10 protein-coding genes are annotated in these 12,735 nt (G+C 70.1%); 7 read left to right on the top strand and 3 right to left on the bottom strand.

Going from position 1 to position 12,735, the window contains the following annotated elements:
• The first annotated feature begins 37 nt into the window (after window positions 1-37).
• Both AB0J66_RS33530 and AB0J66_RS33525 read left to right on the top strand, forming a co-directional pair.
• Window positions 38-403, top strand: a complete 366-nt coding sequence (locus tag AB0J66_RS33530) for a type II toxin-antitoxin system RelE/ParE family toxin (protein WP_364669343.1) — start codon at window positions 38-40, stop codon at window positions 401-403.
• A complete protein-coding gene (locus tag AB0J66_RS33525) occupies window positions 387-686 on the top strand; it encodes a helix-turn-helix transcriptional regulator (RefSeq protein WP_364669341.1) in 300 nt (99 codons plus the stop codon). The genes AB0J66_RS33530 and AB0J66_RS33525 overlap by 17 nt, the downstream gene beginning before the upstream one ends.
• A gap of 77 nt (window positions 687-763) precedes the next feature.
• Here the strand turns inward: AB0J66_RS33525 and AB0J66_RS33520 are convergent, their stop codons facing one another.
• Both AB0J66_RS33520 and AB0J66_RS33515 read right to left on the bottom strand, forming a co-directional pair.
• Entirely contained in the window at window positions 764-1,408 is a 645-nt protein-coding gene (locus AB0J66_RS33520) for an MBL fold metallo-hydrolase (RefSeq protein WP_364669339.1), read from the bottom strand.
• A 1-nt stretch (window position 1,409) separates the two neighbouring features.
• Window positions 1,410-2,114: a maleylpyruvate isomerase family mycothiol-dependent enzyme gene (locus tag AB0J66_RS33515; protein WP_364669336.1), complete on the bottom strand. Its 705-nt coding sequence runs from the start codon at window positions 2,112-2,114 to the stop codon at window positions 1,410-1,412.
• A gap of 189 nt (window positions 2,115-2,303) precedes the next feature.
• Here AB0J66_RS33515 and rsgA point away from each other — a divergent pair, with 189 nt between their 5' ends.
• The 5 genes from rsgA to uvrC all read left to right on the top strand — a co-directional run bounded on the left by rsgA (window position 2,304) and on the right by uvrC (window position 11,268).
• Window positions 2,304-3,341, top strand: a complete 1,038-nt coding sequence (rsgA, locus tag AB0J66_RS33510) for a ribosome small subunit-dependent GTPase A (RefSeq protein WP_364669334.1) — start codon at window positions 2,304-2,306, stop codon at window positions 3,339-3,341.
• Window positions 3,342-3,423: 82 nt separating this feature from the next.
• Window positions 3,424-5,202, top strand: a complete 1,779-nt coding sequence (locus tag AB0J66_RS33505; protein ID WP_364669331.1) for a hypothetical protein — start codon at window positions 3,424-3,426, stop codon at window positions 5,200-5,202.
• A 154-nt stretch (window positions 5,203-5,356) separates the two neighbouring features.
• Entirely contained in the window at window positions 5,357-8,305 is a 2,949-nt protein-coding gene (uvrA, locus tag AB0J66_RS33500; RefSeq protein ID WP_364669328.1) for an excinuclease ABC subunit UvrA, read from the top strand.
• A gap of 216 nt (window positions 8,306-8,521) precedes the next feature.
• Window positions 8,522-9,049, top strand: a complete 528-nt coding sequence (locus AB0J66_RS33495) for a Rieske (2Fe-2S) protein (protein ID WP_364669325.1) — start codon at window positions 8,522-8,524, stop codon at window positions 9,047-9,049.
• Between the two features lie 95 nt (window positions 9,050-9,144).
• Window positions 9,145-11,268, top strand: coding sequence for an excinuclease ABC subunit UvrC (gene uvrC, locus AB0J66_RS33490; protein WP_364669322.1), 2,124 nt, complete (start codon window positions 9,145-9,147; stop codon window positions 11,266-11,268).
• A 39-nt stretch (window positions 11,269-11,307) separates the two neighbouring features.
• Here the strand turns inward: uvrC and phoA are convergent, their stop codons facing one another.
• Complete coding sequence (gene phoA, locus AB0J66_RS33485; protein WP_364669320.1) at window positions 11,308-12,666, bottom strand: alkaline phosphatase; 1,359 nt, start codon at window positions 12,664-12,666, stop codon at window positions 11,308-11,310.
• Window positions 12,667-12,735: the final 69 nt, after the last annotated feature.

Raw genomic sequence — 12,735 nt, 5'->3', positions numbered from 1 at the left:
TTCGTGGCTACTTGTATCCCGTTATAGCGTCAATGCTATGACCTGGGGTACCGTCGAGTTGGAGCCGGAGGTGGAGAAGTGGCTCGAGAGCCTGCCGACTGAGCTCTTCGCTCGTGTCGCGTTCTACATCGATCTGCTGGCTGAGCAGGGAGTGTTGCTTGGCGAGCCCTATACGAAGCAGTTGGACGGAAAGCTTAGAGAGCTGCGGTTCTACCTTGAACAGGACTCGCTCCGGATCACCTACTGGGTTGCTCCGGGAAGGCGGATCATCCTGTTGACGGTGTTCCGGAAGACGCGAGGGCGTGAGACTCGGGAGGTCGTGCGCGCTCGCTGGGCGATGGCGAAGTTCATCGACGAGCGGCATCTCGTCGAGGAGGAGGTGGCCGATGGGCGAGCGGGGTGACTGGGCGGCCATGCGAGAGCGGCGGATGGCCGAGCCGGGCGCGGCGGAGGCCTATGGTGCTGCTCGATTGGCGTTCGAGCTGGGGATCTCGGTGCGGGAGCTGAGGGAGCGGCGGGGCTGGAGTCAGGCTCAGCTGGCCGAGGCGGCGGGGATGACGCAGTCGGCGGTGGCACGGTTCGAGGGCGGGGGGACGGTGCCTACGTTGCCGGTGCTGGGGCGGCTGGCCGAGGCGCTCGAGGTGCGGCTCAACGTCAGTTTCGGGCCGCGGGATGTGGCGGCCTGAGCCAGCCCCGGTCACCTGGCCATGGCAATCGTGGTCATCTGGCCAGGTGACTTGTGGTCACCTGGCCGTCGGGGTTGCTACCAGCCGCGGTCGCGCCATTCCTTGAGGTGGGGGCGTTCGGTGCCGAGGGTGGAGTCCTTGCCGTGGCCGGGGTAGAACCAGGTGTCGTCGGGGAGGCGGTTGAAGACCTTGGCCTCCAGGTCGTCCATCAGGGTGAGGTGGTCCTCGGTGGTGACCGTCTTGCCGTGGCCGCCGGGGAAGAGGCTGTCGCCGGTCCACAGGTGGGCGGTGCCGTTCGGGTCCTGGTAGAGCAGGGCGATCGAGCCCGGCGTGTGGCCGACCAGGTGGATGACCTCCAGGGCGGCGTCGCCCACGGTGATCGTCTCGCCCTCGCGCAGGTCGCGGTTGACCAGCGGGATCTCGGCCGCGTCGTCGATGTGGGCCAGCGACTCGGCGCCGGTCGACGAGATCACCTCGGTCAGGGCCTGCCAGTGGTCGCCGTGGCGGTGGGTGGTCACGATCGTGGCCAGGCCGCCGTCGCCGATCACCTTGAGCAGGGTCGGCGTTTCGTTGGCGGCGTCGATCAGCAGTTGCTCGTTGCCGCTGCGGAGCAGGTAGGCGTTGTTCTCCATGGGGCCGACGGCGACCTTGGTGATGGTCAGGCCGCCGAGGTCGCGGACGTCGGCGGGGCCGCCGACGGTCACGTCACCGGTGTAGGTCATGTCACTTCCACCTTGCTGGTTTCGGGAGCTCGCCGTCCGGCGAGACGGTCAGGTCGGCGCCGTCGGCCCGGCCGGCCAGCCAGGCGGCCAGCGACTTGGTCGGCCCGCCGATGACCGGCGGGTTCTCGGCGGCGCCGATGGTCAGGGCGTGCTCGATGCCGTACGGCCGTAGTTGCATGGCCGGCCAGCCCGCGCCGGCCCCGGTGACGATCTCGCGCAGCAGCCGCAACGAGAACGCCTCCGACCAGTCCGACGGCGTGTAGGCCAGGCCCAGGTCGACGTGGTGCACGGTCACTTCGCGCAGCCGGGCCCACGGCACGGCCGCCGCCGACTGGCCGGTCGCCGGGAGGAAGAACGCCCACGCCTCGGCCGGCATGGCCGCCCCGGCGTCGGCGAACCGGTCGTGGGCGGCCCGGATGTCCTCCAGCTGCTCGCGCAGCGGCCGGCCGGCGCCCTCCTGGATGCCGGCCTCGCGGGCCTCGGGGGAGGGGTAGGCCGGCGTCTCGACGCCGGTGCGGGCCCAGGTCAGCAGGTTCACGTACGCGTCGGCGTTGCGCGCGACGTGGGTCAGGACGTGCCCGACCGTCCAGCCGGGCAGCAGCGACGCCTGAGCGACCGCGGCGGGGTCGAGGTCGGCGGCCGTACGGAGCAGTTCCTCGGTGGCTCGGTCCACGTCTGTGAGGAGAACGAGCGGATCCATCGTCACGTGCAAACCCTATCGGCCCGGAATTCGCTTTCGCAGAGGTAGCCGCGACCGTACCGTCTGTTTCAGACGCGCCGATCGAGCCCGCGGAGGAGGTGGGGAGCGTGCTGTTCGTCTTGGCGTCCCTTCACCCGGAGGCCTTCGCCTGACCGCCCACCGGCCGGCAGGTCTCCCGTCCCGCAAAGGGTTCCCATGTCGCACGACCTGTCCCAGCTCGGCTGGGACGATGACTTCGCATCCGCATATCGCCGTTTCGACCGTTCCGACGCCTCGGCCGGGCGTGTCCTGCGCGCCGACCGTGGCGTCTGCACCGTCCTCGAGACCACTGGCGTCACCCGGGCCAGCCTGGCCGGGGGCGTTCTGCTGAGTGCCGCCGGCGACCCGTCCCGCTTGCCCTGCGCCGGCGACTGGGTGGTGCTGCGGCACTGGCCCGACCGACGGGTCACCATCGAGTGCGTGCTGCCCCGGCGCACCACGCTGATCCGCCGCACTTCCGACAAGGATTCGACCGGCCAGGTCCTGGCGGCGAACATGGACACGGTCGCCGTCGTGGAGCCGATCCATCCGGAACCGGACGATGCCCGCATCGAGCGCCTGCTCTCCCTGGCGTGGGACTCGGGCGCGAAACCGCTGCTCATCCTGACCAAGAGCGACATGACGCCGGACCCGGCGGCCGTCGCTCGGCAGATCGCCGAGCTCGCCCCGGGCGTCCCGGTGGTCCCGCTGAGCGTTCGGCTTCAGGCCGGTTTGGATGCTGTACGCGAGTACGTGCGTCCCGGGAGCACTCTGGCGTTGCTGGGCCGTTCCGGCGCGGGTAAGTCGACGCTGGTCAACGCGCTGGCCGGCACGCCCGTGATGCCGGTGCAGCAGATTCGTGACGTCGACGGCAAGGGGCGCCACACCACCGCGTACCGCAATCTGGTCCTGCTGCCGAACGGCGGCGCCGTGCTGGACACGCCCGGCATCCGGGGAGTGGGTCTGCTCGACACGGCCGAGGGGCTCGACCGGGCCTTCGCCGACATCGCCGAGCTGGCCGCCCACTGCCGGTTCGACGATTGCGGGCACGGCGCCGAGCCGGGCTGCGCGGTGGTGGCGGCCGTGGCCGACGGCGAGCTGGCCCCGCGGCGGCTGGCCTCGTGGCGCAAGCTGCGGCACGAGATCGAGGTCGAGTCGGCCCGCCAGACCGCCCGCCTAGCAGGTGCGGCCGGACATCGGCGCCGGAGGCACTGACAAGGAACTGTCAGGGGGATTGTCTTCAGGCCGGTCAAGGGTGGCGGCGGGGCGGTTTTGGATGGGCTGTAAGAATGCCCCGGTGCAAACGGTGGAAGAGGTGGCCCAGGAGCGACCGACTGAGGCCCCGGTCCGCCGTCGCGGACCCGCGGATCTGTGGGCCGCGCTGAGCTACGCGGTGCTGTCGGTGCTGGTGATGAGCCAGCTCTGGCGGGACCCGAACGGCCGCATGCTCGCCGGCAACAAGGACGACCACAACATCTTCCTGTTCATGATCGCGCACGCCGAGCGCGTCGTGTTCGCCGGCGAGAACCCGTTCCACTCGTCCCGGCTCAACGTGCCCGACGGCGTGAACATGATGGCCAACACCGCGGTGCTGGCCCTCGGCCTGCCGCTGGCCCCCGTCTCGCACTGCCTCGGCGTCGGCGTCACCGTGGTCCTGCTGATCACCCTCGGGCTGGCCGGCACGGCCTTCGCCTGGTACTGGGTGCTCTCCCGGCACCTGGTGACCAGCAAGGTGGCGGCCTGGATCGGCGGCCTGTGGTGCGGCTTCTGCCCGGCGATGATCTCGCACGCCAACGGCCACGTGAACTTCGTCAGCCAGTGGGTCATCCCGTTCATCGTCTGGCAGGCCCTGCGGCTGCGCGAGCCGGGCCGGGCCGTGCGCGGCGGGATCATCCTCGGTCTGCTCATCGTGCTGCAGGTCTTCATCAACGAGGAGAGCCTGCTCTTCACCGCGCTCGCTTTGGGCGTCTTCGTGGTGGCGTACGGCCTGATGGCCTGGAGCCGCGCCAAGCGTGACGCGCCGCACATGGTCAAGGGTCTCGGCGTCGCGGCCCTGGTGTCGGGCGGCTTGCTGGCCTACCCGCTGTGGTACCAGTTTTTCGCGCCCGGCCACTACCACGGGCAGCCGTTCGAGCCCGACCACTACGCCACCGACCTGGCCTCGCTGGGCTTCTTCGCGCGGCAGTCGCTGGCCGGCTACGGCGAGATCACCCGGAAGATGAGCGTCAGCGCGACCGAGGACAACACGTTCTTCGGCCCGGCCGGCCTGCTGATGATCATCATTTCGGTGGTGGTCCTGTGGCGCTCGGTGGCCGCCCGGGCCGCCGCGGTCGCCGCGTTCGTGCTGCTGGTCATGTCGCTCGGCCCCGAGCTGGTCTTCTACGGTCACCGCACCGGTGTGCCGCTGCCGTTCGGCCTGATCAGCCACGCGCCGGTGATCGACCTGGTGAGTGTGACCCGGTTCGCGATCGTGACCTCGACCATCGCCGGCGTCCTGCTGGCCCTGGCCGCCGACCGGGCCCGCGCCTTCTCGCCCGGCAAACGCCGGTTGTTCCAGGTCGGGCTCGTCCTCGCGCTGGTGCCGCTCTTCCCGAAACCGGCGCCGGTGGTCCAGGGCGACCCGCTGCCGCCGTTCCTGACCCAGGGCACCTGGAAGCAGTACGTGACCGGCAACCGCACCCTGGTGACCGTGCCGTTGCCCGAGGTGACCACCGGGCGCGCCGGCCAGCGGTGGGCGACGCTCAATCACTTCGAGTACCCGACGCCGCGCGGCTACTTCATGGGCCCGGCCGATCCGCCGGCCAACGACACCGGCTCGTGGAACGCGCCCCGCCGCTTCACCTCCGACCTGCTCTACAGCGTCCGCGAGTACGGGATCCGGCCCCGGCTGACCGCCACCGACCGGGCCCGGATCACCGCGGACCTGATCTTCTGGCGGGCCGCCGTGGTCGTCCTCGTGCCGAACAGCCGCAACGGCGACGACCTGCAGGCCACGCTGACCGACGCGTTGGGCCCGCCACAGGAGGTCGGCGGGGTCGAGATCTGGGACGTACGCTATTTGGCGGTTCCCTCCTAAGGGTGATCTACCCGTGGGTGAACTGCGGGAATGTGCGCCATCTGGTGGGCCTTGCACTTACTTGGGCCATCGGCGGGGAAAAGTTGTCGTACCCCCTGGCTAGAGTGGCCCGCGGCTTAGCTGCAATCAAACACCTGTACGGAGAGGCTGGCTGGTGGCCGACCGTTTGACTATCCGAGGCGCGCGCGAGCACAACCTGCGCGACGTCAACCTTGACCTGCCCCGCGACGCGATGATCGTCTTCACCGGTCTGTCCGGGTCGGGCAAGTCCAGCCTCGCGTTCGACACGATCTTCGCCGAGGGGCAGCGACGCTACGTCGAGTCGCTCTCGTCGTACGCGAGGCAGTTCCTCGGGCAGATGGACAAGCCCGACGTCGACTTCATCGAGGGCCTGTCGCCCGCGGTGTCGATCGACCAGAAGTCCACCTCGCGCAACCCGCGCTCGACGGTGGGCACCATCACCGAGGTCTACGACTACCTGCGCCTGCTGTACGCGCGTACGGGCATCCCGCACTGCCCGGTCTGCGGCGAGCGGATCAGCAAGCAGACCCCGCAGCAGATCGTCGACCGGGTCCTCGCCATGGAGGAGGGCACCAAGTTCATGGTGCTCGCCCCGGTGATCCGCGGCCGCAAGGGTGAGTATGTCGACCTCTTCGCCGAGCTGCAGGCCAAGGGCTACGCCCGGGCCCGGGTCGACGGGGTGGTCCACCCGCTGACCGAGCCGCCCAAGCTCAAGAAGCAGGAGAAGCACACCATCGAGGTGGTCGTCGACCGCCTCAGCGTCAAGGCGAGCAGCAAGCAGCGCCTGACCGACTCCATCGAGTCGGCCCTGGGCCTGGCCAACGGCATCGTCGTGCTCGACTTCGTCGATCTGCCGGAGGACGACCCGGGCCGCGAGCGCAAGTTCTCCGAGCACCTGGCCTGCCCGAACGACCACCCCCTGGCGATCGAGGACCTCGAGCCCCGGGTCTTCTCGTTCAACGCTCCGTACGGCGCCTGCCCCGAGTGCACGGGCATCGGCACCAAGAAGGAGGTCGACCCCGAGCTGCTCATCCCGGACGAGGAGCGCAGCATCCGTGAGGGCGCGATCCAGCCGTGGTCCGGCGGCCAGACCCAGGAGTACTTCCTGCGCCTGCTCGAGGCCCTGGCCAAGAGCGAGAAGTTCAGCATCGACACCCCGTGGCGCCAGTTGCCCTCGCGCGCGCAGAAAACGATCATGTACGGGTCGGAGGACCAGGTCCACGTCCGCTACCGGAACAAGTACGGCCGCGAGCGTTCGTACTACACCGGTTTCGAGGGTGTCGTGCAGTGGATCGAGCGCCGGCACAACGACACCGAGAGCGACTGGTCCCGGGACAAGTACGAGGGCTACATGCGCGACGTGCCCTGCCCGGTCTGCGGCGGCACCCGGCTCAAGCCCGAGGTGCTCGCGGTGACCATCGCCGGCAAGAGCATCGCCGAGGTCTGCAACCTGTCCATCGGCGAGTGCGCCGACCTGCTGGCCGGCCTCGAGCTCGACGACCGGCAGAAGATGATCGCCGAGCGGGTCCTCAAGGAGATCAACGCCCGGCTGCGCTTCCTGGTCGACGTCGGCCTCGAATACCTCTCGCTCGACCGCGGGGCGGGCACGCTGTCCGGCGGCGAGGCCCAGCGCATCCGGCTCGCCACCCAGATCGGCTCCGGCCTGGTGGGCGTGCTCTACGTGCTCGACGAGCCGTCGATCGGCCTGCACCAGCGCGACAACCACCGGCTCATCGAGACCCTGGTCCGGCTGCGCGACCTGGGCAACACGCTGATCGTGGTCGAGCACGACGAGGACACGATCCGTACGGCCGACTGGATCGTCGACATCGGCCCCGGCGCCGGTGAGCACGGCGGGCACATCGTGCACAGCGGCTCGGTCGAGGGCCTGCTGAAGAACAAGCAATCACCCACCGGGGCGTACCTGTCCGGCCGCAAGTCGATCCCGACCCCGGCCGGCCGGCGACCGCAGACGCCCGGCCGCGAGCTGGTCGTGCAGGGCGCTCGCGAGCACAACCTGCGCAACCTGACCGTGGGCTTCCCGCTCGGGCAGTTCATCGCGGTCACCGGTGTCAGCGGCTCCGGCAAGTCGACGCTGGTCAACGACATCCTCTACACGGTGCTGGCCAACCAGATCAACGGCGCCCGGATGGTGCCGGGCCGGCACACCCGGATCACCGGCCTGGAAGAGGTGGACAAGGTCGTCGGCGTCGACCAGTCCCCGATCGGGCGGACCCCGCGGTCGAACCCGGCCACCTACACGGGGGTGTTCGACAACATCCGCAAGCTGTTCGCCGAGACGACCGAGGCCAAGGTGCGCGGCTACGGCCCGGGCCGGTTCTCGTTCAACGTCAAGGGCGGCCGCTGCGAGAACTGCTCGGGCGACGGCACGATCAAGATCGAGATGAACTTCCTGCCCGACGTCTACGTCCCGTGCGAGGTGTGCAAGGGCGCCCGGTACAACCGGGAGACGCTCGAGGTGCACTACAAGGGCAAGACGATCTCCGAGGTGCTGAACATGCCGATCGAGGAGGCGGCGGACTTCTTCCAGCCGATCCCCGCGATCCACCGGCACCTCAAGACCCTGGTCGACGTCGGCCTGGGCTACGTGCGGCTGGGCCAGCCGGCGCCGACGCTCTCCGGCGGCGAGGCGCAGCGCGTCAAGCTCGCCTCCGAGCTGCAGAAGCGCTCGACCGGCAAGACGGTCTACGTGCTCGACGAGCCGACCACCGGCCTGCACTTCGAGGACATCCGCAAGCTGCTGATGGTGCTCAACGGGCTGGTCGACAAGGGCAACACGGTGATCACGATCGAGCACAACCTCGACGTCATCAAGACGGCCGACTGGCTGATCGACATGGGCCCCGAGGGCGGCAGCAAGGGCGGTCTGGTGCTGGCCACCGGCACGCCCGAGGAACTGGCCGAGGTGCCCGAGAGCCACACCGGGCAGTATTTGCGGCACATGCTGGGTCTCGAGGGCCAGGGTGCCGGCTCGTCCGACGCGATCGCCCGCGCGGCCCAGGCCAACGGCACCGCGCCCAAGAAGCGCGCGACCCGCGCGCGGGCCAAGGCCTCGGTGTAAGCCCTCAGGAACATCACAGGTCACTCATAGCTACCGTGCCCGGTCGGGACTCTAGTCTCGACCGGGCGCTGTCATGTCGGCCGAAGACGGGCAAAGCCGACGAGAACCGGCCGACAATTTGCCGATCACCTGAACCTGAACCGCCCGCGACAGCGTATGTAGATGCGACGCCGCGTGACCCGATCACGCGGAACCAGGCACTGGAGGACAACCAAGATGACAGACGTGCAGACCAGGACCGAGGCCGAGCTCAGCACCGAGGAGCCGACCAGCCCCGGTACGACGTCGACCCGCCGTGTCGTCCTTCTCGGCGCGGGCGGTCTGGGTGCGGCCTGCGTGCTCGCCGCCTGCGGCACGAGCACCTCGAGCACCAACACCAACGGCACCGACTTCAGCGACAAGCCGGCCCCGGCCGGCAGCGCGGGCGCGCAGAACGACGGCACCGGCAACGCGGCCGCCGGCGGCGCGGCTCTCGCGCTGGTGGCCGACATCCCCGAGGGCGGCGGCATCATCAAGGGCGACTACGTGATCACCCAGCCCGTGGCCGGCACGTTCAAGGCGTTCAGCAAGGTGTGCACGCACGCCGGCTGCGACGTCAACAAGGTCGACGGCGGCGAGATCGCCTGCCCGTGCCACAACAGCAAGTTCTCGATCGAGACGGGCGAGCCCACCTCGGGCCCGGCCACCAAGGCGCTGCCCGAGACCAAGGTCAAGAAGGACGGCGACAACATCGTCGCCGCCTGATCTCTTGCGATTGCGGCCGGAGGTCCGAAGCCGTGGCGGCGGCGACGGACCTCCGGTCGGGTAATCATGTCAGTCCCCCGCACTAGTGTTGAGGCGTGCCAGACCCCTCCAGCTACCGCCCGGCGACCGGGACCATCCCGGAGTCGCCCGGCGTCTACCGCTTCAAAGACCCCAGCGGCCGCGTCATCTACGTCGGCAAGGCGAAGAACCTGCGGAACAGGCTGAATTCCTACTTCGCCGACACCTGGTCGCTGCACGCGCGGACGCAGCAGATGGTCACCACCGCGGCCAGTGTGGACTGGGTGACCGTGGGCACGGAGGTCGAGGCGCTCCAGCTCGAGTTCAGCTGGATCAAGGAGTTCGACCCGCGGTTCAACGTCAAGTACCGCGACGACAAGTCCTACCCGTTCCTCGCCGTCACCCTGAACGAGGAGTACCCGCGCCTGCAGGTGATGCGCGGGGCCAAGCGCAAGGGCGTGCGCTACTTCGGCCCGTACTCGCACGCGTGGGCCATCCGCGAGACGCTCGACCTGCTGCTGCGGGTCTTCCCGGCGCGGACCTGCTCGACCGGTGTCTTCAAACGGGCCGGCCAGATCGGGCGGCCCTGTCTGCTCGGCTACATCGGCAAGTGCTCGGCCCCCTGCGTCGGCACGGTCTCGGCCGACGAGCACCGGGCCATCGTCGACGACTTCTGCGACTTCATGGCCGGGCGCACCGACACGTTCGTCAAGCGGCTCGAGCGCGACATGATGCAGGCCTCCGAGGAGCTCGAGTTCGAGAAGGCGGCCCGGCTCCGCGACGACATCGCCGCCCTGCGCCGCGCCATGGAGAAGCAGACCGTGGTCCTCGGCGACGGCACCGACGCCGACGTCGTGGCCTTCTCGGAGGACCCGCTCGAGGCCGCGGTCCAGGTCTTCCACGTGCGGGACGGCCGCGTCCGCGGTCAGCGCGGCTGGGTCGTCGAGAAGGTCGAGGACCTGACGACCGGCGACCTGGTGCACCACTTCTGCTCCCAGATGTACGGCGGCGAACAGGGCGAGGGCGACGTGCCCCGCGAGCTGCTCGTGCCGGCCCTGCCCGACGACGCCACGGCCCTGGAGAGCTGGCTCTCCGAGCGCCGCGGCAGCCGGGTCGCGCTCCGCGTCCCGCAGCGCGGCGACAAGCGGGCGCTGCTCGAGACCGTGGCCCGCAACGCGGGGGAGTCCCTCCAGCGGCACAAGCTGCGCCGGGCCGGCGACCTGACCACCCGCAGCAAGGCGCTCGACGAGATCGCCGAGGCGCTCGGCCTCGACTCGGCGCCGCTGCGCATCGAGTGCTTCGACGTCTCGCAGATCCAGGGCACCGACGTGGTGGCCTCCATGGTCGTCTTCGAGGACGGTCTGGCCCGCAAGAGCGAATACCGCCGGTTCGCGGTCCGGGGCAACCCCGACGGCAGCGGCATGGACGACCTGTCGGCGATGAGCGAGGTCATGCGGCGGCGGTTCGCCCGCTTCAAGGCCCAGCCGGGCGCGGACGGGCCGCTCGACAAGCCCTCGTCCGCCGACGATCTCGAGCCGCCGGCCGAGCCGGAGGCGCTGACCGCGTCGGGGCAGCCGGCCGATCTCGGCGTCCCCACCAGCGAACTTCCCGGCATCGATCCGCTCACCGGCAAGCCCCGCCGTTTCGCGTACCCGCCGCAGCTGGTCGTGGTGGACGGCGGCCAGCCGCAGGTGAACGCGGTGGCCGCGGTCTTCGCCGACCTGGGCATCACCGACGTGGCGCTGTGCGGGCTGGCCAAGCGCCTGGAAGAGGTGTGGCAGCCGGGGGAGGACTTCCCGGTGATCCTGCCGCGCACCTCCGAGGCCCTCTACCTGTTGCAGCGCGTCCGCGACGAGGCGCACCGGTTCGCCATCACGTTCCACCGGCAGCGGCGCTCCAAGCGGATGACGGCGTCGGCCCTGGACAACATCGCCGGGCTGGGGGAGACCCGGCGCAAGGCGCTGCTGCGGCACTTCGGCTCGCTCAAACGGCTCTCCGCGGCCACCCCGGAGGAGATCACCGAGGTGCCCGGCATCGGCCGCCGCACCGCCGAGGCGGTCCTGGCGGCGCTCATCCCGCCCACGAAGGCGGCCGACGCTCCGGAGGACGAGCCGGCCGACGAGTCCGCCATCCCCGCGGGCGGCGCGGGCCCCACCAAAGCCCGGGCCAACCGGCCGCGGGCCACGCCACCGCGGCAATGAGAAAGGCCGGGCCCGCGGGCCCGGCCTTCACAAGGTGCGTCAGCGCAGGCCCAGGGCACGCTTCGCGGTGTAGAAGAGGTCGGTCTGGTTGGTCACGCCGAGCACGTTGGCCGCCTGCGGGCCGCCGGCGGCGATGCGGACCTCCGTGCCGGTGTGCTGCTGCGAGCCGCCGATCTCGGCCGTGGCGTAGCTGATCGTCATGTTGGCGTTGTCGTGCGTGATCAGCGTGGCCGTGTAGCCCAGCGTCGCCGACTCGACGATCTGGCTGGTGTGGCCGTGGTCGGCGGTCACGACGACCAGGGTGTCCGGGTGCGACTTCTGGTAGTCGAGGGCCTTCTTGACCGCCGCGTCGAAGGCGACCGTCTCACCGATCTGGCCGCACGGGTTGGCCGCGTGGTCCTGCTTGTCGATCGAGGCGCCCTCGATCTGCAGGAAGAAGCCCTTGCGGCTGTGCCGGGTCTGCTTGTCGAGCACGTCCAGGGCCTTGCCGGCCATGTCGACCAGGTGCGGCTGGGACGCCGTACGGGCGGTGTTGGTGGCGCACTTGGCCGGGGTGGTGCCGGTGCGGGTCGGGGTCGGCCCGACCCACTCGAGGTCCATGTTGTTCTTGGCGAAGGCGCCCAGGATCGGCTTGTCGGCGCGGGCCGCGGCCAGCCCGGCCGCGTCGGTGACGACCTGGTAGCCGTTGGCCTGGGCCTGCTGGGTCACCGTCTTGCCCTGGTACCTGCCGGCCTTGACGGTCTGGTCGAAGTACTGCTTGCCGCCGCCGAGCAGGACGTCGGGGCGGGTCTGCACGAGCTGCTCGGCGATCGAGCCGGCGCCGCCGTTGACCTTGTCGTTGACGGCGCAGGTGGCCATCGCGTCCGGGCCCTTGCAGTCGCGGTTGACGACGTGCGCGCCCAGAACGGCCGGGGTGGCGTCCTGCAGCTCGGCGGTGGTGACGTCGCCGGTGCGGAAGCCGGCGGCCTTGGCCAGCTCCAGAATGGTCGGAACGGGCTTGCCGTCGGGCCGTACGGAGATCGCGCCGTTGTAGGTCTTCTGGCCGGTCGCCCAGCCGGTGCCGGACGCGGCCGAGTCGGTGACGTAATCGGGCAGCGCCGGGTTCGCCTTCTGCACCGCGTAGGTGGTGTAGGCGCCGGTCAGCGGCAGCTTGTCCATGGCGAGCCGGCCGTTCGCGCCGACCTGGTAGTTGCGGGCGATGGTGATCTCGCTGTCGCCCATGCCGTCACCGATGAGCAGGATGACGTTGCGAGCCTGGCCGCCCTTGATCGCCTGCTTCGCGGCCTGGGTCCGGTCCGGGTGGGTGTCACCGGCGAGGGCGACGGACGGCGCCGCGACGATCGCGGCGGCGGCCACGGCCAGGGCGACGCGCCCGCGACGGGAACGCAGAGCATTCATGAATGCGCACTCCAATACGTATGAATGCATCGGTCAAGGTCCACGCCATCAGCCCTGGGCGTCCATCGG

Origin of the sequence: Actinoplanes sp. NPDC049598 (genome assembly GCF_040675435.1) — a bacterium.
Taxonomy (GTDB): Bacteria; Actinomycetota; Actinomycetes; order Mycobacteriales; family Micromonosporaceae; genus Actinoplanes.
This window is presented reverse-complemented; position numbering and strand designations above follow the sequence as displayed.